Below are 23,438 nucleotides of genomic sequence, written 5' to 3'. Positions count from 1 at the left end.
GCCCGCTTCAGGCGCCCATCGCGGGATCAGGCGAAGACGTAATCGACGACTTCCTTGATTCCCAAGTCAATCACGGTTACGAGACCGATGACGATGACTACGAAGACGATCACCACGGTGGTGTACGTCGAAAGCTGATTCCGCGTCGGCCAGACGACCTTGCGGAGTTCCGCGATGATCTGGCGGTAGAACAGTGCGAGCCGCGCGAGGGGGCCCTTCTTGCCGCGCTTTCCGCCACGGCGGGGCTTCTTGGACTCGGTCGCGTCGTCATCGGAACGGCCACGCTCAGGCATGTCGATGGAGCCCAGGGCGTCCGTCACTCGTCCTCACCTGAATCCGGGTCGTGGCCGTGCCGCGCCCGGTAGAGCCCGCACGGCGGTGCATTGCCTTACGTACGCGTGCACGCACCCTGGTGAATCAAGTGCGTGTAGCAGGGCCGGAGGGACTTGAACCCCCAACCGCTGGTTTTGGAGACCAGTGCTCTACCAATTGAGCTACGACCCTTTGTGGTTTCCCCAACCTACAGCATGCGACCGGTGCACTGTGTGCGCGGCCGCCGACGACCCGTCGGGGAGCCAACGGTGGTCGAGTGTACGTGCTCGGCGGCCGGGCGTCGAACGGAAACCCCCGGGCCCGCCGGGACAAACCGCCGTGCCGGGCGCCCGGCCGGTCTGCGACGATGCAGGTATGAGTGCTGCTACTCCACCCGCACAGTCCCCTACCGAGCGTCGTGTGTCGGCCCGCGTCGGCGCGATCTCGGAGTCCGCCACGCTGGCCGTGGACGCCAAGGCGAAGGCCCTCAAGGCCGCCGGGCGCCCGGTGATCGGCTTCGGCGCCGGTGAGCCCGACTTCCCGACGCCCGACTACATCGTCGAGGCCGCCGTCGAGGCTTGCCGCAACCCCAAGTTCCACCGGTACACCCCGGCCGGCGGCCTGCCCGAGCTCAAGGCCGCGATCGCCGAGAAGACGCTGCGCGACTCCGGCTACGAGGTCGAGGCCGCCAACATCCTGGTGACCAACGGCGGCAAGCAGGCCATCTACGAGGCGTTCGCGGCGATCCTCGACCCGGGTGACGAGGTCATCGTCCCGGCCCCGTACTGGACCACCTACCCCGAGTCGATCCAGCTCGCGGGCGGCGTCCCGGTCCCGGTCGTGGCCGACGAGACCACCGGCTACCGGGTGAGCGTGGAGCAGCTGGAGGCGGCCCGTACGGAGAACACCAAGGTGGTGCTCTTCGTCTCGCCGTCCAACCCGACCGGCGCGGTCTACAGCCGCGAGCAGGTCGAGGCGGTCGGCCGCTGGGCCGCCGAGCACGGCCTGTGGGTCATGACGGACGAGATCTACGAGCACCTGGTCTACGGCGACGCGGAGTTCTCCTCGCTGCCGGTCGTGGTGCCCGAGCTGCGCGACAAGTGCATCGTCGTCAACGGCGTGGCCAAGACGTACGCGATGACGGGCTGGCGGGTGGGCTGGGTGATCGGCCCGAAGGACGTGATCAAGGCAGCGGCGAACCTCCAGTCGCACGCCACGTCGAACGTCGCCAACGTCTCCCAGGCCGCCGCCATCGCGGCCGTCTCCGGCGACCTGAAGGCCGTCGACGAGATGAAGGTCGCCTTCGACCGCCGCCGCCGGAAGATCGTCGAGATGCTCAACGAGATCGAGGGCGTCGTCTGCCCCGAGCCCGAGGGCGCGTTCTACGCGTACCCCTCGGTCAAGGGCCTGCTCGGCAAGGAGATCCGCGGCAGGCGGCCGGAGACCAGCGTCGAGCTGGCCGAGGTCATCCTGGAGGAGGCCGAGGTCGCGGTCGTCCCGGGCGAGGCGTTCGGCACCCCGGGCTACCTGCGCCTTTCGTACGCGCTGGGCGACGAGGACCTCGTCGAGGGCGTGTCGCGCATCCAGCGACTGCTGGCGGAAGCGAAGTAACACCTCCGGATTTCCGGAGGTACAGGCGCCACACTTGGGGCGGCTGAAACGGCGGGTCCCGGAAGTTGTCCGGGATCCGCCGTTCGCATGTTCACACAATCCTTCGTTCGAGGCTGGGCCTACCGGATCGGCGGTTGCGTGCGGCAAGATCCTGGAATGGTGCGTGTCCGAGATCTCCGTCTGCTGCCCAAGGCCCATCTCCATCTGCACTTCACGGGGTCCATGCGGTCCTCGACCCTGCTGGAGCTCGCCGACAAGTACGGCGTCCACCTGCCGGAGGCGCTCAGCAGCGGCGAGCCGCCGAGGCTCCGGGCGACCGACGAGCGGGGCTGGTTCAGATTCCAGCGGCTGTACGACATCGCGCGGTCCTGCCTGAGATCGCCCGAGGACATCCAGCGGCTGGTGCGCGAGACGGCCGAGGAGGACGTCAGGGACGGCTCCCGCTGGCTGGAGATCCAGGTGGACCCCACCTCGTACGCGCCCCGGCTGGGCGGGCTGATCCCGGCGCTGGAGGTCATTCTCGACGCGGTGGCGACCGCCTCCCGCGAGACCGGTCTCGGGATGCGCGTCGTGGTCGCCGCGAACCGCATGAAACACCCCCTGGACGCCCGCACGCTGGCCCGGCTCGCGGTGCGCTACGCCGACCACGGGGTGGTCGGTTTCGGCCTCTCCAACGACGAACGGCGCGGTTTCGCACGCGACTTCGACCGGGCTTTCGCGATCGCCCGGGACGGCGGGCTGCTGGCCGCGCCGCACGGCGGCGAGCTGTCGGGCCCCGCCAGCGTCCGGGACTGCCTGGACGACCTGCACGCGGGCCGGGTCGGGCACGGTGTACGGGCGGCGGAGGACCCGTACCTGGTGAAGCGGCTCGCGGACTCCGGGGTGACCTGCGAGGTCTGTCCGGCCTCGAACGTGGCGCTGGGCGTGTACGAGAAGCCCGAGGACGTGCCTCTACGGGCGCTGTTCGACGCCGGGGTGCCGATGGCCCTTGGGGCCGACGACCCGCTGCTCTTCGGGGCGCGGCTGGCCGCGCAGTACGAGATCGCCCGCGAGCACCACGGCTTCTCGGACGCCGAACTGGCCGAGCTGGCCCGGCAGTCGGTACGCGGCTCGCGCGCGCCCCTGGAGGAGCAGCGGCGCATGCTGGCGGACATCGACGCGTGGCTGGCCGACTGAGGCGCCGCGCGCCCCTGTAAGGCCCGCAGGCCCCCGTAGCGCCTCAGCCGATGCCTGTGAGGACCGTCCGGGCCGCCTCCGCCGCGAAGTCGCCCGTGGGTTCCGTCCCCGTGCCCTCCGCGAAGGCGGTGAAGAAGGCGCGCTGGAAGCAGGCGCCGAGCAGCAGCGCGGCGGCTGCTTCGGGGTCGGCGTCCGGGCGGATGCGGCCGCGGTCGCGCTCCCGGCGCAGATAGCGGGCGAGCTGGTCGCGCGGTTCGTGCGGTCCCGTGCCCAGCTCTGCCAGGCCCTCCCGGTGCCGCCGCAGCAGCGCGGGCTCGGCGAAGAGCGAGCCGGCGATCGGCAGCGTCTGCGCATAGAGGTCCATGGCCCGGCGGGCGACGGCGGTCAGGCACTCCTCGACGGTGCGCTCCCCCGGGTCGGCGGTGAGCTCCTCCAGGAGCGGGCCGACGCCGGGCAGCCGCTCCTTCAGGACCCGCACGAAGATCTCTTCCTTGTTCGCGAAGTGCTTGTAGAGCGCCGCCTCGGAGCAGCCGGCGGCGCGCGCGATCTCCTTGGTGGTGGTGCGCGCGAGTCCGGTCGTACGCAGCAGTTCGTGGGCGGCGTCGAGGATCCTGGCGGGCGTTGACTTCGGGGTGGGCATTCACTCACTCTAAGGGGTGAGTGAGTACTTACCCACCCCAGGAGGTGCGGACATCATGACGCTGAAGCTCACGGTCTTCGGGGCGACCGGCGGCATCGGTCAGGAGATCGTCAGGCAAGGGCTGGCGGCGGGCCACGAGGTGACGGCCGTGGTCCGCGACCCGGCGCGGCTGACGGTCTCGGGGACGGGCCTGGAGGTGTTCCGCGCGGACCTCGCGGACCCCGAGGCGCTGCGCCCCGCGGTGGCGGGGCGGGACGTGGTCTTCTCCGGGCTGGGCGCGCGCTCCCGTAAGGACGCGGGGACCGCCACCCGGGTGACCGTTCCTGTGCTGCGTGCCCTGGAGGCGGCGGACGTGCGGCGGCTCCTGGTGGTGAGCGCCGCGCCGGTCGGCCCCGTGCCCGGAGGCGAGCCGGCTCTCGACCGCGCCGTACGGGCGGTGATCGGCACGCTCCTGAAGGACATCTACACCGACCTCACCACCATGGAGGCCGAGTTGGCCCGCTCCGCGACGGACTGGACCGCCGTCCGCCCGCCGAAGCTGACCGACGGGCCCATGACCGGCACGTACCGCACGGTCGTCGGCGGCACTCCGCGCAGCGGCCGCACGATCTCGCGCGCCGACGTGGCCCACGCGATGCTGGCGATGGCCGGCGACCCGGCAACGGTGAAGCAGGGCGTGGGCGTGGCCTACTAGGGCGCGCGCGGGCCTACTGAAGCGCGCGGCGGCCGCCTACAAGGGCCACGTCGCGGCCCTCAGAGGCCGACACCCACCATCACCGGCTCGTTCACCAGCGTCACCCCGAAGGCCGCGCGCACCCCGTCGCGCACCTCACGGGCCAGCGCGAGCAGGTCCTCCGTCGTCGCCGCGCCCCGGTTGGTGAGCGCGAGCGTGTGCTTGGTGGAGATGCGGGCCGGGCCTTCGCCGTACCCCTTGGTGAAGCCGGCCTTGTCGATCACCCAGGCAGCCGACGTCTTCGTACGCCCGTCCCCTGTGGGGAACGCGGGCGGCATGACATCGGCGCCGAGCCGCTCGTGCACCCGGTCGACGAACTCCCGGTACTCCTCCGCCGTGAGGATCGGATTGGTGAAGAAGGACCCCGCCGACCAGGTGTCGTGGTCCTCCGGGTCCAGCACCATGCCCTTGCCGGCGCGCAGCTTGAGCACCGTCTCGCGGGCGGTCGCGGCGGGCACCCGGTCCCCGGCCTCGACGCCGAGCACGCGGGCCGTCTCGGGGTACTTGATGGGTGCGGACAGCCCGTCCGCGTCCTCCAGGGCGAAGCGCACGCGCAGCACGACGTACCGGTCGGGGTGCTCCTTGAAGCGGCTGTGCCGGTACGAGAAGTCGCACTCGGCGTTCGTCAGCGTCACCGTCTCGTCCGCCTGGCGATCGAAAGCGATCACTTCGGTGATGGTGGCCGACACTTCCTGGCCGTACGCGCCCACGTTCTGGATCGGCGTGGCGCCCGCCGAACCGGGGATGCCGGCCAGGCACTCGACGCCCGCGAGGCCCGCCTCGACCGTACGGGCCACGGCCTCGGACCAGTTCTCACCGGCGGCCAGGGTCAGCGCCGTGCCGTCCAGGTCGAAGCCGCGGGTCGCGATGCGCAGCGCGGTGCCCTCGAAGCCCTTGTCGCCGATGACGAGGTTGGAGCCGCCGCCGATGATCAGCAGCGGGGTGCCGCTCGCGTCGGCCGCGCGGACGGCGGCGATCACCTCGTCGTCGGTCGTGGCCGTGACGAGCCGCGCGGCGTTCCCGCCGAGCCGAAAGGTGGTCAGGGGGGCGAGGGGGGCGTCGTGAAGTTCCTGCACGCCCCCAGAGTACGGGGCCGCCCCCGGCACCGGCCGGGAGCGGCCCCTTGCGTAACGGGCGCCTCAGGCGAGCCGGACCACGGCCCGCGACATCCCCAGCACCTTCTGCCCCGCACTCACGGCCGTCAGGTCGACCCGCACCGTCCGCGCGTCGTCATCCAGCTTCGCCGCGACCTTCCCCGACACCTCGATCACCGCGCCCTGGTCGTCGTTGGGCACGACCACCGGCTTGGTGAAGCGCACGCCGTACTCGGCCACCGCCGCCGGGTCGCCTGCCCAGTCCGTCACCACACGGGCCGCCTCGGCCATCGTGAACATGCCGTGCGCGATGACGTCCGGGAGGCCCACCTCCTTGGCGAACTTCTCGTTCCAGTGGATCGGGTTGAAGTCGCCGGAGGCGCCCGCGTACTGGACAAGAGTGGCGCGTGTCACCGGGAACGACTGTGCGGGCAGCTCCGTGCCGACCTCGACGTCGTCGTAAGAGATCTTCGCCGTCATCGCTCTCAAGCCTCCTCGTCGGCCGCGCGGGCCACCAGCTTGGTGATCGCGGTCACCACGTGCTCACCGGCCTCGTCGTGCACCTCGCCCCGGATGTCGAGGACGTCGTTGCCCGCGAGGGACTTGATCGACTCGATGGTGGAGGTCACGGTCAGCCGGTCGCCGGCGCGCACCGGACGGCTGTAGGCGAACTTCTGGTCGCCGTGCACCACCCGGCTGTAGTCCAGCCCGAGCTGCGGGTCCTGGACCACCTGGCCCGCGGCCTTGAAGGTGATCGCGAAGACAAAGGTCGGCGGGGCGATCACATCGGGGTGACCGAGCGCCTTGGCGGCTTCGGTGTCGGTGTACGCCGGGTTCGCGTCACCGATCGCCTCGGCGAATTCCCGGATCTTCTCGCGGCCCACTTCATAGGGCTCGGTGGGCGGGTAGGTCCGTCCGACAAAGGACTGGTCGAGCGCCATGGCTCGCAACCTCCAGGGGTGTCACGCGGGCTCCAACGCTACGAGGCCGCCCCCGAATGTGGGGGCGGCCTCGTAGTAACTGCTTATCTGAGCAGTGCCTTTGTTGTTATCGCGTCTCGCGGTGCGCGGTGTGCGAGTTGCAACGGGGGCAGTGCTTCTTCATCTCAAGACGGTCCGGGTCATTACGCCGGTTCTTCTTGGTGATGTAGTTCCGCTCCTTGCACTCCACGCAGGCCAGCGTGATCTTCGGGCGGACGTCGGTGGCAGCCACGTGAGTGCTCCTTGACGAACAAGTTGGACGGATTAACGCATGAATAGTAGCCGATCGGAGGACCGACCCCACAATCGGCTACTGTATGTAGCGGTGACCGGACTTGAACCGGTGACACAGCGATTATGAGCCGCTTGCTCTACCGACTGAGCTACACCGCTGTGATGCGAGCGGGACCCACCCGAAGGCGGGTACCTCACACACCAGAGCCCCAATACGGAATCGAACCGTAGACCTTCTCCTTACCATGGAGACGCTCTGCCGACTGAGCTATTGGGGCGAGCGATGAAGACATTACACGGCCGACAGCCAAACGTGAAATCCGTATCGGCCCGTCGCCACAACTGCCACGTACACCACACCGGTACGACTATTCCGCGCCTGCTCGAAGGCGCCCGTACCGCGCCCTAGGCTCGGACCACGCTGCGTGATCTTGCACCCCCTAGGAGCGCGATGGCCGACAGCAGTCAGCAGCCGATGCCGGGGAAGCCCCACGGGGCCGGCCGGTCCGAGCGGCCCGACGCGGGCTCCCTGGTGCTGTGCGGCGCCCGGCTGGCCGACGGCCGGACGGTGGACGTACGGCTCGGTGGCGGGCGCATCGAGGCGGTCGGCACGACCGGCAGCCTCGACACCCAAGGACCCCGCATCGACCTGCACGGTTATCTGCTGCTGCCGGCCCCCGCCGAACCGCACGCGCACTGCGACACGGCGCTGACCGCCGACTGCGGCGGTCCCGCCTCCGACGACCCGGACGACGTGCAGCGCCGCACTACGGAGTCGGCGCTGCTGCACCTCGGGCACGGCGCGACGGCGCTGCGGACGCACGTACGGATCGGGGACGTCTCCGGGCTGCGCTCCCTGGGGGCCGTACTGCAGGCCCGGCGGACCCTGCACGGGCTCGCCGACCTCACCGCGGTGGCCGTGCCGCGGCTGCTGACCGGCGCGGCGGGCGCGGACGGGCAGGCGATGCTGCGGGACGCCGTGAAGATGGGCGCCACGGTGCTCGGCGGCTGCCCCGACCTGGACCCCGACCCGGCGGGCTACGCGGAAACGGTCCTGGAGCTGGCCGCCGAGTTCGGCTGCGCGGTCGATCTGCACACCGACGGGGACGATCCGGCCCGGCTGGGCCGGCTGGCGGCGATGGCCGGTGGGCTGCGGCCCGGCGTGGCCATCGGGCCGTGCGCGGGGCTGGCCCGGATGCCGTGGCGGGTCGCCGCGCGCGCCGCGGAGCAATTGGCGGCGGCCGGGGTGACGGTCGTCTGCCTGCCGCAGGGCGACTGTGCGGGCCTGGAACGGCCGTCCTCGCAGGTGACGGGCCCGGCGCCGGTGCGGCTGCTGCGGGCGGCCGGGGTGCGGGTCACGGCGGGCAGCGGCGCGCTCCGGGACGCGGCGAATCCGGTCGGCCGGGGCGATCCGCTGGAGGCCGCCTACCTGCTGGCGGCGCGCGGCGAGGCGAGCCCGGAGGGCGCGTACGACGCGGTGAGCGCGGCGGCACGGGAGACGCTGGGCCTCCCGGAGGTCCGCGTGGAGGCGGGCTTCCCGGCCGAGCTGCTGGCCGTGCGCGGCGACGGCATCGCGGCCGCGCTGTCCCTGGCGTACAGCCGGATCGTGGTCCACCGGGGGCGGGTGGTGGCCCGTACGAGCGCGGTCCGCGAGTACTGCGACTCGGAGGCGACGGTGGCGCTGGAGCTGCCGCGGCAGTCGCAGCGCTGAGGGCACGCGGGTGCGTGCTCAGCGCCCCGGACGCGGGCTTTTCGGACGCCCCCCAGGAGCGCTCCGGGCACGGGCTTTTCGGCCGCGCTTCCGGTGCGCGCTGTGCGCCGGATGGCGTGGAACGCCCCCACCCGGCGGCGTGTGCGGGGCTTCGGCGCCCGGCCCGCGGCGCGCGGGCGTACGGTCGGGATCATGCGCATTGTCATCGCAGGAGGACATGGTCAGATCGCGCTGCGGCTGGAGCGGCTGCTCCACGCGCGCGGGGACGAGGTCGCCGGCATCGTCCGGCGGCCCGAGCAGGCCGGGGATCTCCTGGCCGCCGGCGCCGAACCGGTCGTGTGCGACCTGGAGTCGGCCACGGTCGAGGAGGTCGCGCGGCATCTGGAGGGCGCGGACGCCGCGGTCTTCGCCGCGGGCGCGGGCCCCGGCAGCGGCGCCGAACGCAAGGAGACCGTCGACCGGGGCGCCGCCACGCTCTTCGCCGACGCCGCCGAGGCCGCGGGCGTACGGCGGTTCCTGGTGATCTCCGCCATGGGAGCGGACCGCGAACCGCCGGAGGGCACGGACCCGGTGTTCGCCGCCTATCTGCGCGCCAAGGGCGCGGCGGACGCGGACGTACGGGCCAGGGCGGGCCTGGACTGGACGATCCTGCGTCCGGGGCGGCTGACGGACGACGCGGGCACGGAGCGGGTGCGGCTGGAGGAGTCGACCGGGCGGGGCGACGTCACCCGGGACGACGTGGCGGCGGTACTGGTGGCCCTGCTGGACGAGCCGAAGACGGCCGGCCGGACGCTGGAGCTGATCGGCGGCGACGTACCGGTCGAGGACGCGGTACGCGACGCGGCAAGCAGCTGAGCGCGCGGACAACCGCACAGCACACACGCAAAGGCCCCCACTTCCGTGGGGGCCTTTCGCTCTCCTGTGGCGGCGCCAGGATTCGAACCTGGGAAGGCTGAGCCGGCAGATTTACAGTCTGCTCCCTTTGGCCGCTCGGGCACACCGCCTGGGATTGCTGCCGGGAACCCCGCCTGGGCGGTGCTCCGTGGCAACGACGTAAACCATACCCGATGGCAGGGGGTGGTCCGCCACTCGGTTCCGCGCGACCCGATCATGGCCGGGGCCGCTGCCCGGGTGGCTAGGCTTGCGGGGCGGTCCGGGACGGGCCGCGTCCCTGACGATCTACGCACGAGGAGCCAACTCAACATGGCCGACTCCAGTTTCGACATCGTCTCGAAGGTCGAGCGGCAGGAGGTCGACAACGCCCTCAACCAGGCCGCCAAGGAGATCTCGCAGCGGTACGACTTCAAGGGCGTCGACGCCTCGATCGCCTGGTCCGGCGAGAAGATCGAGATGCGCGCCAACGCCGAGGAGCGCGTGAAGGCCGTCCTCGACATCTTCCAGTCCAAGCTGGTCAAGCGCGGGATCTCGCTCAAGGCGCTGGACGCCGGCGAGCCGCAGCCCTCCGGCAAGGAGTACAAGATCTTCGCCTCGCTCCAGGAGGGCATCTCCCAGGAGAACGCGAAGAAGGTCGCCAAGATCATCCGCGATGAGGGCCCCAAGGGCGTCAAGGCGCAGGTGCAGGGCGACGAACTGCGCGTCTCCTCCAAGAGCCGGGACGACCTGCAGGCCGTCCAGCAGCTCCTGAAGGGCAAGGACCTGGACTTCGCCCTCCAGTTCGTGAACTACCGGTAGGCGCTGCGCCTACGGGGCGACGGACACACCGGACGGGGCGGCACGCACACGGCGCGCCGCCCCGTCGGCGTACCTACGGCCGGGCCGGCGTCCGGCTGCCGGCCGAGACATTTCAGCGCGCCGCGAACGGCTGGTCCGTACGGACGATCTCGCGGCCCAGCGGGAGCAGCGACACCGGGATCAGCTTGAAGTTCGCGATACCGAAGGGGATGCCGATGATCGTGACGCACAGGGCGATCCCCGTGACGATGTGCCCGAGCGCCAGCCACCAGCCCGCGAGCAACAGCCAGATGCCGTTGCCCAGGCAGGACGCGGCGCCCGCGTCCTGCCGCTCGGCCGCGGTGTAGCCGAACGGCCAGAGGGCGTACACACCGATCCTGAAGGACGCTATGCCCCACGGGATCGTGACGATCAGGATGCACATGATCACGCCGGCCAGGGCGTAGCCGAGGAACAGCCAGAAGCCGGACAGCACGAGCCAGATGATGTTCAGGATGGTTTTCACGGTTTGTACCCTGCCAGTTCCTCCAGGCGGCTGATGCGCTCGCGCATCGGCGGGTGGGTCGAGAAGAGCTTGGAGAGGCCCTCACCGGCCCGGAACGGATTCGCGATCATCATGTGGCTCGCCGTCTCCAGGCGCGGCTCCGGCGGCAGCGGGGCCTGCTGCGTGCCGTACTCCAGCTTCCGCAGGGCCGAGGCGAGGGCCAGCGGGTCACCCGTGAGCCGGGCGCCGGAGGCGTCCGCCTCGTACTCCCGGGAGCGGCTGACGGCGAGCTGGATGAGGGACGCGGCGACCGGCCCGAGGATCATGATCAGCAGCATGCCGAACAGCCCGGGCCCCTCGTCGTCGTCCGATCTGCCGATGGGGATCAGCCAGGCGAAGTTCACCAGGAACATCACCACGGAGGCGAGCGCGCCCGCGACGGAGGAGATCAGGATGTCGCGGTTGTAGACATGGCTGAGCTCGTGCCCGATCACGCCGCGCAGCTCGCGCTCGTCCAGAAGCTGGAGGATGCCCTCGGTGCAGCACACCGCGGCGTTGCGCGGATTGCGGCCGGTGGCGAAGGCGTTCGGGGCCTGGGTCGGCGAGATGTACAGGCGGGGCATGGGCTGGCGCGCTGCCGTGGAGAGCTCGCGGACCATGCGGTAGAGCTCGGGCGCCTGGAACTCGCTGACGGGGCGCGCCCGCATGGCGCGCAGGGCGAGCTTGTCGCTGTTCCAGTACGCGTAAGCGTTGGTGCCCAGTGCGACGAGGACCGCGACGATCAGGCCCGTACGGCCGAACAGGCTGCCGATGACGATGATGAGCGCGGACAGCCCCCCGAGGAGTACTGCGGTCCTGAGCCCGTTGTGCCGGCGGTGCACGGTACGCCCTCCAGGTCGTGCGGCAGGGGAACCCATTGCGATTACGTGTCCACTTTTCAGTGGACCCTCCGTTTCTGGTCAACGCCAGACGGCGGAGCGTGGTTCCCTCGGCCCCTGGAGGGGGGCATTCGTCCGTTCGGGTGTGGCTGTCGGGGGCTACTAGAGCAGCGCGCCCGAGGCGAAGCGCAGCACGAGCTGCGGGGCGCCGGAGAGCGCGATGCCGACGAGCGCGGTGAGGCCGACGGCGGTGGCGAGCGGGGCCGGGATGCGCGGCCGGGCGGGCCGGGCCTCGCCCTCGGGGGCGCCCTCCGGCGCGCGGAAGAGGACCGCCGTCCACTGCAGGTAGTAGTAGAGCGCGATCACGACGTTGACGGCCATCACGACGGCCAGCCAGGCCAGGCCCGCGTCCACGGCCGCGGAGAAGACCGTGACCTTGGCGAACAGCCCGATGATGCCCGGCGGCAGGCCGGCCAGGCACAGCAGGAAGAAGCCGAGGGCGAGCGCGTATACGGGGTGCGCGGCGTAGAGGCCCCGATAGTCGGCGATGCGGTTCCCCGGGTGCGTGCGGGCCACGAGGGCGGCGACCGCGAAGGCCCCGAGGTTCACCGCCGCGTACATGAGGGCGTACGCCACCGTCGACCCGATGGCGTGTGCGGCGTCATCGGAGTACGCGGCGGACGCGATCGGCACCAGGAGATACCCGGCCTGGCCTACGGAGGACCAGGCCAGCAGGCGTACGGCACTGTGCGCACGGTCGGGGCGCTGGCGCAGCGCGGCGACGTTGCCGACCGTCATGGTGAGCGCGGCCAGTACGGCGAGGACCGGACCCCAGACCTCGCTGTACGAGGGGAACGCCTTCACAGTGACGACGATCAGGCCGGAGAAGCCGACGGCCTTGCCGACCACGGAGAGGTACGCGGCCACCGGGAGCGGCGCGCCCACATACGTGTCGGGCACCCAGAAGTGGAACGGCGCGGCGGCCGTCTTGAAGGCGAAGCCCACGAGGGTGAGCGCGACACCCGCCTTGGCCAGCACGTCCAGTTGCGGGTCCGGGTGGGTGAGGGCCTCGGCCACCTGGGCGAGGTGCAGGCTGCCGGTGGCGGCGTACACGAAGCTGACGCCGAGCAGCATGACGGCGGTCGCGGTGACCGAGGAGAGGAAGAACTTCAGCGCCGCTTCGGAGGAGAGCCGGTCGCCACGCCTGATGCCCACGAGGGCGAACGCGGGCAGCGAGGCCACTTCGAGGGCGATGACCAGCGTGGCGAGGTCCCGGGAGGCCGGCAGCAGGGCGGCACCGGCCGCCGAGGACAGCAGCAGGAACCAGAACTCCCCGCCGGGCAGCTTCTCGTCCTTGACCGGGTTGACCGAGAGCAGGGCGGTGAGCAGCGCGCCACCGAGGACCAGCAGTTGGACGACGATCGCGAAGTGGTCGGCCTCGTAGCTGCACACCTCGGGGTGCGCGGTGAGGCAGAAGGTGGTGCGGTCGCCCTTCAGGAGCGGCAGCAGCGACAGACCGGCCAGGACGAGGCCCACGACGCTGAGCCACCCGAGGAGCGGCTTGCGGCGCTCCGAGAGGAAGAGATCGGCGACGAGGACGATCAGGGCGAAGACGGCGGCGAGGGTGGGCGGGGCGATGGCGAGCCAGTCCACGGACTGGACGAGGCTCGTCACGCCGCCCGCCGCAGGCGTGGCGGTCCCGCCGGCCGCTGCGCTCCCGGCGCTCGCTGCGAGGACAGTCAACATCAGCTACCGCCTCCGAGGAGGTTCTGCACGGCCGGGTCGGTGAGGCCCAGCAGGGCCGCGGGCCAGAGACCGGCGAGGACGGTGAGGGCGGCCAGCGGGGTCCAGGCCACGTACTCGTAGGGGGCGATGTCGGGGATGGCGGGGGCCTTCTCCTTGACCGCGGTGGGGGCCGTGGCGGCGGTGGTCGCGCCGGCCGGACCGGGGGTGACCCCGGCGGTCGCGCCCTCGTGGGCGGTGGCGGCCAGCGCGTCCTGCTCGGCGGTCTCCTTGCTCCCCATGCAGACCCGGCGGACGACGACGAGGAGGTACGCGGCGGTCAGCAGGGTGCCGAGGCCCGCCAGCGCCATGAAGGTCAGGAAGGCGGGGCGGCTGAGGCCGTCGGCGGGCTTGAAGGCACCGAACATCGCGAGCATCTCGCCCCAGAAGCCGGCCAGGCCGGGCAGGCCGAGCGAGGCGATCGCGGCGAAGGCGAGCAGGCCGCCGAAGCGGGGCGCGCGTCCGTAGAGCGCGGCGCCGGTCCGGCCGGCGAGCCGGTCCAGGTCGGTGGTTCCGTAGCGGTCCTTGAGCGCGCCGACCAGGAAGAAGAGGAGGCCGGTGATGAGGCCGTGGGCGATGTTGGCGAAGAGCGCGCCGTTGATGCCGGTGGGCGTCATGGACGCGATGCCGAGCAGCACGAAGCCCATGTGGCCGACCGAGCTGTACGCGATCAGGCGCTTGAGGTCGCCCTTGGCGCCGCGGCGGGCGAGCGCGAGGCAGGCGAGCGAGCCGTAGACGATCCCGACCGCGGCGAAGGCGGCGAGGTACGGCGCGAAGGTGTGCATGCCGTCCGGCGCGATGGGCAGCGCGATGCGGACGAACCCGTACGTGCCCATCTTCAGCAGGACGCCGGCGAGCAGGACCGAGCCGACGGTGGGGGCCGCGGTGTGGGCGTCGGGCAGCCAGCTGTGCAGCGGCCACATCGGCGCCTTGACCGCCAGGCCGATGCCGATCGCGAGCACCGCCACGAGCTGAACCGTGTGGCTGAGCTGGGATTTCGGGCCGTTGTCAGTGGCGAGTGCCACCATGTCGAAAGTGCCGGACTTCAGGCCGATGAGGAGGAGGCCCAGCAGCATCACGACGGATCCGAGCAGCGTGTAGAGGATGAACTTCCAAGCGGCGTACTGCCTGTTCTCGCCGCCCCAGCGGTTGATCAGGAAGTACATCGGGATGAGGACCATCTCGAAGGCGAGGAAGAAGAGCATCAGGTCGAGGACGGCGAAGGTGGCGAGGGTGCCGGACTCGAGCACGAGGATCAGCGCGACGAATGCCTTGGGGGACGGGCCCGCCGGCATTTTGAAGTAGCTGTAGAGCGCGCAGAGGAACGTCAGCAGCGCGGTCAGGACGACGAGGGGGAGCGAGATGCCGTCGATGCCGAGGTGGATACGGATGCCGAGCGCCGAGATCCAGCCGATATCGGTCTGAGCCTGCATCCGGGCGGGGGCGCCGTGGTCGAAGCCGGCCGCGAGCGCGATGGACGCGGCCAGGACGACGCCGGTGACGGTCACGCCGTGGCGGAGCACGGCCTGGTCCGGGTTGCGGCCCTTCAGACCGGGCGGCGCCGGGAGCAGCGCCGCGAGGGCTCCGATCAGCGGGAGGACGACGACGCCCGCGAGGAGGATCTGCATGACGGTGTGGTTCACGATCAGGCTCCCGTGCCCGTAGCGACGAGGACGGCGGCGACGGCCAGCACGAGTGAGCCCGCGAGCAGCGCGCCGAGGTAGGTCTGCACGTTGCCGGTCTGTGCCCGGCGGACGGCCGAGCCCAGCCAGCGGGCTCCGGTACCGGCGCCGTGCACGTACGTGTCGACGACCTCGCGGTCGAGGAAGCGGACGAGCCGGGCGGCGGCGCGTACGGGCCGGACGAAGAGCGCGGCGTACACGGCGTCCAGGTGGAAGCCGCAGGTCGCCGGGGCGTGCAGCGGGCCGAGCAGCAGACGGCCAGGGTCGGCCGGGTCCGGCGCTCCGGCGTTGTCGCCGTAGGCAGCGGCGTGCGTGGCGATGGCCTCTTCCTCGGAGACCGCGGGTGCCGCGTCCGGGTCCACCGCGACCGCGCCGAGGGGGGCGCGGGCGGCCACGGCGGTCGTATGCCGCCAGGCGCCGTACATGATCAGCGCGCCGGCCAGTGCGAGGCCGGTGCCGAGGACGGAGGTGACCAGGGTCGGCGTCAGTTCGTTGCCGTCGAACCAGTCCGGGAGGACGGGCGCGGCGATGCCGAACGCGGCGGTGGGGATGAACAGCACCCACAGCACGGCGTTCATCGCGAACGGTTGCTTGCCGTGGTCGGGGGCCTCCTCGGGGCCGCGGCCGAAGAAGGCGAGCAGCCACAGGCGGGTCGCGTAGGCGGCCGTGAGGAGGGCGGTGAGCAGGCCGGCGATCAGGACGGTCCAGCCGGCGGCGGACGGTACGGAGCCGAGGTGGCCGTGGGCTCCGCCGAGCGCGAGGTGGGCCTCGCCGACGGCGGCGTGCTCGGCGGCGCCGAGGACGGCTTCCTTGGAGAAGAAGCCGGCGAACGGCGGGATGGCGGCGAGCGCGAGGAGCGCGACCGTCACCGTCCAGAAGGCGTCGGGGATGCGCTTGGACAGACCGCGCATCCGCGACATGGCGGCGAGCGAGTTGGTGCCGGCGGCGTGGATGATCACGCCGGCGCCGAGGAAGAGCAGCGCCTTGAAGGCGCCGTGCGAGAGGAGGTGGAAGACGGCCGCACTGCGGTCGCCGACGGCCAGCGCGCCGGTCATGTAGCCGAGCTGGCCGACCGTGGAGTACGCCAGGACGCGCTTGATGTCGTCCTGGGCGAGGGCCGCGAGCGCCGAGCCGACCATGGTCACGGCGGCCATCACGGCGAGTACGACCAGCGCGGCGGCGGAGGCCGCGAAGACCGGGAGGAGCCGGGCGATGAAGTAGACACCGGCCGCGACCATCGTGGCGGCGTGGATCAGCGCGGAGACCGGCGTGGGGCCGGCCATCGCGTCGGGCAGCCACGTGTGCAGCGGGAACTGCGCGGACTTGCCCGCCACACCGGCGAGCAGGAGCAGCGCGATCAGCGTCGGGTGGTGCAGGTCGCCGCTGGTGACGGCGTTCAGTACGCCGGTGATGCGGAAGGTGCCGGCGTCCGCGGCGAGCGCGAAGAGACCGAACAGGAAGGGGACGTCGCCGAGCTTGGTGACCAGGAACGCCTTGAGGGACGCGGACCGGGCGGCCTCGGTCTCCCAGTAGTGGCCGACCAGGAAGTACGAGCAGATGCCCATGATCTCCCAGCCGACCAGCAGCACCATCAGGTCGCCGGAGTAGACGACGAGCAGCATCGCGGAGGTGAAGAGGGAGACCAGCGCGGCGTACGAGGCGTAGCGCGGGTCGTCGCGCAAATAGCCGGTGGAGTAGAGCTGCACGCATGTGGCGACGACGCCGACGAGCACCGCGACCAGGGCGGCGAAGCCGTCGATGTGCAGGGCCAGCTCGATGGGGACCGAGCCGGTCGGGGTCAGCTCCGTCGCCGCGTCGAGCGCCGCTCCCCCGCCCTGCCGTGCGGCCACGACGACGGCCAGTACGGCCGCGGCGAGGGTCGGCAGGACGGCGAGCGGCCGTACGAAGCCGGGTGCACGCCGCCCCAGGAGGAGGCCGAAGGCGGCGCCGAGGAACGGCAGGAGGGGGACGAGGACGGCGGTGGTCGTGGTCGTCACGCGGCGGCCTCCGCCTGCTGCTGGGACTGCGGGTGCGCCTGCTCGTCCTCCGCGGAGCGCTCGGCGAGGTCGGTGAGCTTGTCGACGTCGGAGCTGCCGCGGTTGCGGTAGACGAGCAGGACGATCGCGAGGCCGATGCCGATCTCGGCGGCGGCGACGGCGATCGTGAAGAGGGTGAGCGCCTGGCCTGCGTGGAGCGTGTCGCGCAGCCAGACGTCGAAGGCGACGAGGTTGAGATTGACGGCGTTGAGCATCAGCTCGACGGACATCAGGACCAGGATCGCGTTGCGCCGGGCGAGGACGCCGTAGAGGCCGACGCAGAAGAGGAGGACGGCGAGGACGGCGGGGTAGGCGAGATGCATCAGCGCTGTCCCTCTCGGCTTACGGGGGCCGCGGCGCGGCCGGTCTCCTGGGGGCCCTCCCCGTTCCTGCGGGAGAGCACGATCGCGCCGACCAGCGCGGCCAGCAGGAGTACGGACAGCGCCTCGAAGGGCAGCACCCAGTGCTGGAAGAGGCTGCGTCCGGAGACCTCGGTGGAGCCTTGGGCGGCGCCGTCGAGGTCGATCCAGGACGCGCGGAAGGCGTCGACGACGACCCAGACGAGGACCGCGGCGGAGGCCACGGCCACCAGGAGCGCGGCCCAGCGGTTGCCGGAGTCGGCGTCCGGCGAGCGGCCGATGGGCGCCTTGGTCAGCATCAGTCCGAAGAGAAGGAGGACGACCACGGAACCGACATAGATGAGCACCTGCACCCAGGCGATGAACTCCGCGGTGAGCAGGAGGTACTCCACGGCGATCCCGCCGAGGGCGACCACCAGCCACAGCGCGGCGTGCACCAGCTGCTTGGTGGTGACGGTGACCACGGCCGCGCCGAGGGTGACCAGGCCGACGAGGAGGAACGCGATCTCCACGCCGCTGGGCGTCAGGAAGCCGTGGCTTGCGGCGGCGAGCGTCACGCTTCCTCCCCTGCGTCCTTGGCCTGCGGGGCTTCCCCGGCCTGCCCGGATTCGGCCTGCGCCGATTCGGCCTGCTGGGCCGCCGCGGCCTCTTCGGCCTCCTTGGCCTGCTGGGCTGCCAGCTTGTCGGCGGCCTTCTGGGCGGCGGCGATCTCCTTGGGCTGCTCCGCGCCCGGGTCGAGCGGGGGCGGCTCAGGCACCGTCCACATCCACTCGCGCAGCTTGTCGCGCTCGTGGGTCAGTTCGTGGATGTCGGTCTCGGCGTACTCGAATTCCGGCGACCAGAAGAGGGCGTCGAACGGACACACCTCGATGCAGATGCCGCAGTACATGCACAGCGAGAAGTCGATGGCGAAGCGGTCGAGCACGTTACGGCTGCGCTCGCGGCCTCCGGGCGCGGCCGGCGGCACCGTCTCCTTGTGGGAGTCGATGTAGATGCACCAGTCCGGGCACTCGCGGGCGCACAGCATGCAGACCGTGCAGTTCTCCTCGAACAACCCGATGACTCCACGGGTGCGGGACGGCAGCTCGGGCTGGACGTCCGGGTACTGCTCGGTGACCGTGCGCTTCGTCATGGTCCGGAGCGTGACGGCCAGGCCCTTGGCGAGGCCGGAACCGGGGATGCCCATCAGGAGATCACCACCTTGATGACGCCGGTGAGGGCGATCTGGGCGAGAGCGAGCGGGATGAGGCAGGTCCAGGCGAGCTTCTGCAGCTGGTCCTCGCGGAGCCGCGGGTAGCTGACCCGCAGCCAGATGACGCCAAAGGCCAGTACGACGGTCTTCAGGAGCATCCAGAGCCAGCCCAGCCCGTCGGCGCCGAAGGGGCCGTGCCAGCCGCCCAGGAAGAGGACGGCGGTCAGCGCGCAGAGGACGACGATGCCGGCGTACTCGGCCAGCAGGAAGAGCGCGAAGCGCAGTCCGGTGTACTCGGTGTACGCGCCGAAGATGATCTCGGAGTCGGCCACCGGCATGTCGAACGGCGGCCGCTGCAGCTCCGCGAGCCCGGCCGTGAAGAACACCAGCCCGCCGACGATCTGCCACGGCACCCACCACCAGTGGAAGGCGTCGAGGATGCCGGGCAGCGAGAGCGTGCCGGCGGCCATCGCGACGGACGCGGCGGCGAGCAGCATCGGCAGCTCGTACGCCAGCAGCTGCGCGGCCGTACGGAGACCACCGAGCAGGGAGAACTTGTTCGCCGAGGCCCAGCCCGCCATCAGGGAGCCGAGGACGCCGACGCCCATCACGGCGAGCACGAAGAAGACGCCCGCGTCGAGCGCCTGGCCGACCGCGTTGCCCGGGCCGACCGGGATGGCGATCAGGACGAGCAGGTACGGCAGCAGGGCGACGGCCGGCGCGAGCTGGAAGATCCGCCGGTCGGCGCCCGCCGGGACGATGTCCTCCTTCTGCGCGAACTTCACGCCGTCGGCGACCAGCTGCGCCCAGCCGTGGAAGCCGCCCGCGTACATCGGGCCGAGCCGGCCCTGCATGTGCGCCATGACCTTGTGCTCGGTCTGGCCGATGACGAGCGGGAAGACCAGGAAGATCACGAAGACGGCGAGGACGCGGAGGACGATCGCGAGCGTGTCACTCATGCGGTGCCGCCTCCTGTCTCGTCGTCGGTGCGTTCGGTGTCGTCGGTACGTCCGTTGGCGTCGGCCGGTGCGTCCTCACGGGCGCCGTCCTCGGCCTTCGGGGTGGGCTCGGCCTTCTGGTCGCGCTGCGCCTTCGGGGTCTCGCCCTCGGGGGACGGTTTGTCCCCGGAGCCCTCGGGTGACGGCTCGCCGTCGAACGCGGGACGCGCATGGTGCCACGGTGCGTCCGAAGAGCGCGGCGCGGTCCGCGGGGCGGACGCCGTGGTGTCCGGTCCCGTCGGCGCCGTCTTACCAGCCGTGTCGGCGGCCGCCTCCTTGGCGGCCTCGGCGGCCTTCGGGGCCTCCGTGTCCTTCGGCGGTTCGACGCCCTTGGACTCGGGCTTCTCGGCGTCCGCAGCGGCCTGCTGGCTCGCGGACCCGGCGCTCACGCTCCGCGTCCGGCGGGCCGGACGCTCCCCGGCGGCACCCGCCGCGCCTGCCGCGGCCTCACGACCCGCGCCGGCCGCGCGGCCGGCCCCGGCAGCACGCCCCGCCGCACCGGCAGCCCGGGCACCCCGGGCCGCTCCGCGCGCAGGACGGGCCGGAACGGGCGGAAGCTGGCCCTTGAGCGGGCCCCACTCGTTCGGGTCGGGCACGCCCGGCGGCAGCATCTGGCGTCGCTTGGGACCGCCGTGCTCGGACTCGCCCGGCTCCTTCGCGCCCGGCCACGCCTTGGCGACCCGCGCGGCGAGCACGAAGTCCTTGCGCAGCGGGTGCCCTTCGAAGCCCTCGGGCAGCAGCAGCGGTGTGAGGCCCGGGTGGCCGGTGAAGTCGACGCCGAACATCTCGTGCGTCTCGCGCTCGTGCCAGCCCGCGCCCGCGTACACGCCGACGGCGGTGGGCAGCGCGGCCGCCTCGTGCGGCACGGTGGTCCGTACGAGGAGCCGCCGGATGTCACCGGTACGGGACACGTCGGCGACGTGCGCGCAGACGCGGAACCCGGTGCCGGGCTCGTCGACGGCGCTCAGCCAGTCGAAATACGTGCAGCCCAGGACGTCCCGGGCAGCGGTCAGGGCGTCGGTCCAGGCCGTGGCCGGTACGTCCACGGTGAGCAGGCCGTACGCCTCCTCGGCCGTGGCCCCGACACCGAAGATCTGCTCGGCCGGCTCCGGCAGCCACCCCACGGGTGCCGCGGGCTCGGCCTCGGGAGCGGCCTCGGACGCGGTCTCAGAAACGGCGGCGGTCGCCCCTTCAGGTGCTGCGGGCGCGCCTTCAGATGCTGCGGACGCCGCTTCAGGTGCTGCGGCCGCACCTTCGGGTGCAGCGGGCGTCGCTTCCTCGGGCGTACCCGGCTCGGGCGGCTGGGCCGTCATCGGGTGTCCTCCCCGGTCTGCTCGGACGGCGGCTGCTCGGTGGACGACTGCCCGGACCCGGCGGCGGGCGGCGCCGGCGGGGTCACCAGCCCGCTCCGCAGCGCCTTGGCCGACGGCCGGCCCGCGCCCTTGCCGGACTCGGCGCCGCGGCCGTACCGCTCCGCCAGCGACTCCTGGGCGATCTTCTCTTGGAGCTTGAGGATGCCCTGCAGCAGCGCTTCGGGGCGCGGCGGGCAGCCCGGTACGTACACGTCCACCGGGATGATCTGGTCGACGCCCTTCGTGACGGAGTACGAGTCCCAGTAGGGGCCGCCGCAGTTGGAGCAGGCCCCGAAGGAGATCACGTACTTCGGCTCGGGCATCTGTTCGTACAGCCGCTTCACGGCGGGCGCCATCTTGTCCGTGACCGTGCCGGACACGACCATCAGGTCGGCCTGGCGCGGGCCGGGCGCGAAGGGGATCACACCGAGCCGGATGAAGTCGTGCCGCGCCATGGACGCGGCGATGAACTCGATCGCGCAGCAGGCGAGCCCGAAGTTGAAGACCCACAGGCTGTAGCGGCGGCCCCAGTTCAGGACCACCTTCATCGGTTCGGGGGCGAGGCGGGCCAGCGGGCCGAGGCGGCGCGGCTCGGGCAGGAGCTCGGGGCCCGGCGAGGCTCCGTTGGCCGCGGAGGCGGGGGTCACGTCCATTCCAGGACGCCCTTCTTCCATGCGTAGAGCAGGCCGACAGCGAGGAAGCCGAGGAAGATGAACATCTCCACCAGCGTGATGCCGCCGAAACCGGGTGCGGCGAAGACCGTCGCCCAAGGGAACAGGAAGATCGAGTCGACGGCAAAGATGACGTACAGAAACGCGTATACGTAGTAGCGGACCTGGGTGTGCGCCCAGCCCTCCCCTACGGGATCCACTCCGCATTCGTACGTGAGCAGTTTCTCGGGTGTGGGCACCACAGGCCGCATCAGGCGTGCGGACCCGAAGGCGACGGCCACGAAGAGCACGCCGATCACGGCGATGAGCCCGACGGCCGAATAGCCCTGGAAATAGTCCGCGGCGCTGATGGTGCGTACGGTCGCGTCCGGCACGTCCGCCCCTCGCTCCCTGACTGCTCGTGTGCAGCGGGCCGCCTCGTACGCGCCGTACGCGCAGGGCCACCCCTCTGCAACCGCTTTCGCCGAAATTTTTCGACGATCTGTACGGACGGGAGTCTAGGCCCTGCAGGGGTGGGACCGAGCAGTCCCACCGGCTGGGAGGTGGGGATATCCCCACTTCGCCCCACCTATCCACCCCATGGCCGCGGGCCGCGCGGCCCGGCAAGCTGGCCTCCATGACGGTGACCTCCGCCCCGGGCAGGCGCGCCCACGACGGCCACGACGACGGAATCGTCCCGGTTCCTCCCCCGCCCCGCTCCCCCTTGAGCGCCGGGACCTGGCGCGAGATCACGCACCTGCTGTGCAACTTCCCGCTGGACGTGGTGGCCTTCGCGCTGCTGGTGAGCTGGCTGGCGGCGAGCCTGGGCCTGTCGGTCACAGTCATCGGACTGCCGCTGCTCGCGCTGGTCCTCGGGGGCTGCCGGCAGTACGGGAAGCTGGAGCGGGCCAGGGCCCGCGCGCTCCTCGGGGTACGCGTCGACGAGCCCAGTCCGCCGCGCGCCCTCGAACGGGGCTTCTTCCCCTGGCTGTGGGCGCGTCTGAAGGACCCGGTCGGGTGGCGACACGCGCTCTACGTCTTCGTGCGGCTGCCCTGGGGCATCCTCAGCTTCGCGCTCACCTTCGTGTCGCTCTTCGTGGCCTGGCCTGCGCTGCCCTGGGTGGCGCGCGGGCTGACGAACGTGGACCGCGCGCTGGTACGGGGGCTGCTGTCGCCCTCGGACGAGCTGGAGCGGCGGATCGCCGAGCTGGAGTCGGGGCGCGGCACGGTCGTGGACACCGCGGCGGCCGACCTGCGGCGCATCGAGCGTGATCTGCACGACGGCGCACAGGCCCGGCTCGTGGCGCTCGCCATGGGGCTGGGGCTGGCCAAGGAGAAGCTGCTGGAGGACCCGGACGCGGCGGCGCGGATGGTGGACGAGGCGCACGGCGAGGTGAAGCTGGCTCTCCAGGAGCTGCGCGACCTGGCCCGCGGCATCCATCCGGCGATCCTCACCGACCGCGGCCTGGGCCCGGCGCTCTCGGCGCTGGCCGCGCGCTGCACGGTGCCCGTCACCGTGACCGCGGACCTCGGCACCCGGCCCGCGCCGGCCATCGAGGGCATCGCGTACTTCACGGTCTCCGAGCTGCTGCAGAACGTCTCCAAGCACGCGCAGGCGCGCAGCGCTTCGGTGGACGTGTGGCGGGCCGAGGACCGGCTGCTCATACAGGTGCGCGACGACGGGTGCGGCGGCGCGCGGCCGGCCGCGGGCAGCGGGCTGGCCGGGCTCTCCGAACGCCTGGGCTCGGTCGACGGGCTGTTCGTCCTCGACTCGCCCGCGGGCGGGCCGACGCAGATCACGGCCGAGCTGCCGTGGCGCAGCGCGCCGTAGCGGGCGCTGCC

General features: G+C 71.8%; 25 protein-coding genes and 4 tRNA genes. 7 read left to right on the top strand and 22 right to left on the bottom strand.

The window, feature by feature from the left end:
- Window positions 1–26: 26 nt before the first annotated feature.
- Window positions 27–320, bottom strand: a complete 294-nt coding sequence (secE, locus tag IG84_RS0102800; protein ID WP_030262752.1) for a preprotein translocase subunit SecE — start codon at window positions 318–320, stop codon at window positions 27–29.
- A gap of 111 nt (window positions 321–431) precedes the next feature.
- A tRNA-Trp gene (locus IG84_RS0102795) sits at window positions 432–504 on the bottom strand.
- A 183-nt stretch (window positions 505–687) separates the two neighbouring features.
- On the opposite strand from IG84_RS0102795, the gene IG84_RS0102790 reads away from it, so the two are divergent.
- Window positions 688–1,923, top strand: coding sequence for a pyridoxal phosphate-dependent aminotransferase (locus IG84_RS0102790; RefSeq protein ID WP_031050920.1), 1,236 nt, complete (start codon window positions 688–690; stop codon window positions 1,921–1,923).
- A gap of 156 nt (window positions 1,924–2,079) precedes the next feature.
- Window positions 2,080–3,099 (top strand): adenosine deaminase, encoded by a 1,020-nt coding sequence (locus IG84_RS0102785; protein ID WP_031050918.1) that lies wholly within the window; start codon window positions 2,080–2,082, stop codon window positions 3,097–3,099.
- Window positions 3,100–3,142: 43 nt separating this feature from the next.
- Here IG84_RS0102785 and IG84_RS0102780 read toward each other — a convergent pair whose 3' ends face one another.
- Window positions 3,143–3,739 carry a TetR/AcrR family transcriptional regulator gene (locus IG84_RS0102780; protein WP_031050915.1) on the bottom strand — a complete coding sequence of 199 codons (597 nt, stop codon included), beginning with the start codon at window positions 3,737–3,739 and terminating at the stop codon, window positions 3,143–3,145.
- A 61-nt stretch (window positions 3,740–3,800) separates the two neighbouring features.
- Here IG84_RS0102780 and IG84_RS0102775 point away from each other — a divergent pair, with 61 nt between their 5' ends.
- Window positions 3,801–4,433, top strand: a complete 633-nt coding sequence (locus IG84_RS0102775; protein ID WP_031050912.1) for an NAD(P)-dependent oxidoreductase — start codon at window positions 3,801–3,803, stop codon at window positions 4,431–4,433.
- A 59-nt stretch (window positions 4,434–4,492) separates the two neighbouring features.
- Here the strand turns inward: IG84_RS0102775 and IG84_RS0102770 are convergent, their stop codons facing one another.
- The 6 genes from IG84_RS0102770 to IG84_RS0102745 form a co-directional block, all read right to left on the bottom strand.
- A complete protein-coding gene (locus IG84_RS0102770) occupies window positions 4,493–5,548 on the bottom strand; it encodes a UDP-N-acetylmuramate dehydrogenase (RefSeq protein WP_031050909.1) in 1,056 nt (351 codons plus the stop codon).
- A gap of 63 nt (window positions 5,549–5,611) precedes the next feature.
- On the bottom strand, window positions 5,612–6,046 hold the full coding sequence (locus IG84_RS0102765) for a MaoC family dehydratase (protein WP_030262731.1): 435 nt from the start codon (window positions 6,044–6,046) through the stop codon (window positions 5,612–5,614).
- Window positions 6,047–6,051: 5 nt separating this feature from the next.
- Entirely contained in the window at window positions 6,052–6,507 is a 456-nt protein-coding gene (locus IG84_RS0102760) for a MaoC family dehydratase N-terminal domain-containing protein (RefSeq protein ID WP_031050905.1), read from the bottom strand.
- A 106-nt stretch (window positions 6,508–6,613) separates the two neighbouring features.
- Window positions 6,614–6,778, bottom strand: a complete 165-nt coding sequence (rpmG, locus tag IG84_RS0102755; protein WP_006604855.1) for a 50S ribosomal protein L33 — start codon at window positions 6,776–6,778, stop codon at window positions 6,614–6,616.
- A gap of 88 nt (window positions 6,779–6,866) precedes the next feature.
- A tRNA-Met gene (locus tag IG84_RS0102750) sits at window positions 6,867–6,939 on the bottom strand.
- A gap of 46 nt (window positions 6,940–6,985) precedes the next feature.
- Window positions 6,986–7,058 (bottom strand) — tRNA-Thr (locus IG84_RS0102745).
- Between the two features lie 173 nt (window positions 7,059–7,231).
- On the opposite strand from IG84_RS0102745, the gene IG84_RS0102740 reads away from it, so the two are divergent.
- A complete protein-coding gene (locus IG84_RS0102740; RefSeq protein WP_031050900.1) occupies window positions 7,232–8,491 on the top strand; it encodes an amidohydrolase family protein in 1,260 nt (419 codons plus the stop codon).
- 192 nt (window positions 8,492–8,683) lie between these two features.
- A complete protein-coding gene (locus tag IG84_RS0102735) occupies window positions 8,684–9,346 on the top strand; it encodes an NAD(P)H-binding protein (RefSeq protein ID WP_031050899.1) in 663 nt (220 codons plus the stop codon).
- A 67-nt stretch (window positions 9,347–9,413) separates the two neighbouring features.
- Here IG84_RS0102735 and IG84_RS0102730 read toward each other — a convergent pair.
- Window positions 9,414–9,495, bottom strand: a tRNA-Tyr gene (locus tag IG84_RS0102730).
- Between the two features lie 199 nt (window positions 9,496–9,694).
- Here IG84_RS0102730 and IG84_RS0102725 point away from each other — a divergent pair.
- The gene (locus tag IG84_RS0102725) at window positions 9,695–10,183 is read left to right on the top strand and encodes a YajQ family cyclic di-GMP-binding protein (RefSeq protein WP_030620005.1); all 489 of its coding nucleotides are present in this window, start codon (window positions 9,695–9,697) and stop codon (window positions 10,181–10,183) included.
- A gap of 112 nt (window positions 10,184–10,295) precedes the next feature.
- Here IG84_RS0102725 and IG84_RS0102720 read toward each other — a convergent pair whose 3' ends face one another.
- The 12 genes from IG84_RS0102720 to IG84_RS0102665 all read right to left on the bottom strand — a co-directional run bounded on the left by IG84_RS0102720 (window position 10,296) and on the right by IG84_RS0102665 (window position 21,991).
- Window positions 10,296–10,688: a YccF domain-containing protein gene (locus tag IG84_RS0102720; protein WP_031050896.1), complete on the bottom strand. Its 393-nt coding sequence runs from the start codon at window positions 10,686–10,688 to the stop codon at window positions 10,296–10,298.
- The gene (htpX, locus tag IG84_RS0102715) at window positions 10,685–11,548 is read right to left on the bottom strand and encodes a zinc metalloprotease HtpX (protein WP_031050893.1); all 864 of its coding nucleotides are present in this window, start codon (window positions 11,546–11,548) and stop codon (window positions 10,685–10,687) included. The genes IG84_RS0102720 and htpX overlap by 4 nt, the downstream gene beginning before the upstream one ends.
- Window positions 11,549–11,707: 159 nt before the next feature.
- A complete protein-coding gene (locus IG84_RS0102710; RefSeq protein WP_051861314.1) occupies window positions 11,708–13,291 on the bottom strand; it encodes an NADH-quinone oxidoreductase subunit N in 1,584 nt (527 codons plus the stop codon).
- Window positions 13,291–14,955 (bottom strand): complex I subunit 4 family protein, encoded by a 1,665-nt coding sequence (locus IG84_RS0102705; protein ID WP_031050887.1) that lies wholly within the window; start codon window positions 14,953–14,955, stop codon window positions 13,291–13,293. Before IG84_RS0102705 ends, IG84_RS0102710 begins: the two co-directional genes overlap by 1 nt.
- Before the next feature lie 17 nt (window positions 14,956–14,972).
- Complete coding sequence (locus IG84_RS0102700) at window positions 14,973–17,006, bottom strand: NADH-quinone oxidoreductase subunit 5 family protein (protein ID WP_031050884.1); 2,034 nt, start codon at window positions 17,004–17,006, stop codon at window positions 14,973–14,975.
- A complete protein-coding gene (gene nuoK, locus IG84_RS0102695) occupies window positions 17,003–17,368 on the bottom strand; it encodes an NADH-quinone oxidoreductase subunit NuoK (RefSeq protein WP_031050882.1) in 366 nt (121 codons plus the stop codon). The genes IG84_RS0102700 and nuoK overlap by 4 nt, the downstream gene beginning before the upstream one ends.
- Window positions 17,368–17,961, bottom strand: coding sequence for an NADH-quinone oxidoreductase subunit J family protein (locus IG84_RS0102690; RefSeq protein ID WP_031050880.1), 594 nt, complete (start codon window positions 17,959–17,961; stop codon window positions 17,368–17,370). Before IG84_RS0102690 ends, nuoK begins: the two co-directional genes overlap by 1 nt.
- The gene (locus tag IG84_RS0102685) at window positions 17,958–18,590 is read right to left on the bottom strand and encodes a NuoI/complex I 23 kDa subunit family protein (RefSeq protein WP_031050877.1); all 633 of its coding nucleotides are present in this window, start codon (window positions 18,588–18,590) and stop codon (window positions 17,958–17,960) included. Before IG84_RS0102685 ends, IG84_RS0102690 begins: the two co-directional genes overlap by 4 nt.
- Complete coding sequence (locus tag IG84_RS0102680; RefSeq protein WP_031050874.1) at window positions 18,590–19,555, bottom strand: complex I subunit 1/NuoH family protein; 966 nt, start codon at window positions 19,553–19,555, stop codon at window positions 18,590–18,592. The genes IG84_RS0102685 and IG84_RS0102680 overlap by 1 nt, the downstream gene beginning before the upstream one ends.
- Window positions 19,552–20,907, bottom strand: coding sequence for an NADH-quinone oxidoreductase subunit C (locus IG84_RS0102675; RefSeq protein WP_051861313.1), 1,356 nt, complete (start codon window positions 20,905–20,907; stop codon window positions 19,552–19,554). Before IG84_RS0102675 ends, IG84_RS0102680 begins: the two co-directional genes overlap by 4 nt.
- Window positions 20,904–21,599 (bottom strand): NADH-quinone oxidoreductase subunit B, encoded by a 696-nt coding sequence (locus IG84_RS0102670; protein WP_031050868.1) that lies wholly within the window; start codon window positions 21,597–21,599, stop codon window positions 20,904–20,906. The genes IG84_RS0102675 and IG84_RS0102670 overlap by 4 nt, the downstream gene beginning before the upstream one ends.
- Window positions 21,590–21,991, bottom strand: a complete 402-nt coding sequence (locus tag IG84_RS0102665; protein ID WP_031050865.1) for an NADH-quinone oxidoreductase subunit A — start codon at window positions 21,989–21,991, stop codon at window positions 21,590–21,592. Before IG84_RS0102665 ends, IG84_RS0102670 begins: the two co-directional genes overlap by 10 nt.
- A gap of 242 nt (window positions 21,992–22,233) precedes the next feature.
- Between IG84_RS0102665 and IG84_RS0102660 the strand changes: the two genes are divergently transcribed.
- Window positions 22,234–23,427, top strand: a complete 1,194-nt coding sequence (locus IG84_RS0102660) for a sensor histidine kinase (RefSeq protein WP_078648566.1) — start codon at window positions 22,234–22,236, stop codon at window positions 23,425–23,427.
- The last annotated feature ends 11 nt before the right edge of the window (window positions 23,428–23,438 follow it).

This window comes from Streptomyces ochraceiscleroticus (assembly GCF_000720485.1).
In the GTDB taxonomy this organism is placed as follows: domain Bacteria; phylum Actinomycetota; class Actinomycetes; order Streptomycetales; family Streptomycetaceae; genus Streptomyces; species Streptomyces ochraceiscleroticus.
Note: the sequence above shows the minus strand (reverse complement) of the source record. Positions and strands in the feature narration are given on the sequence as shown.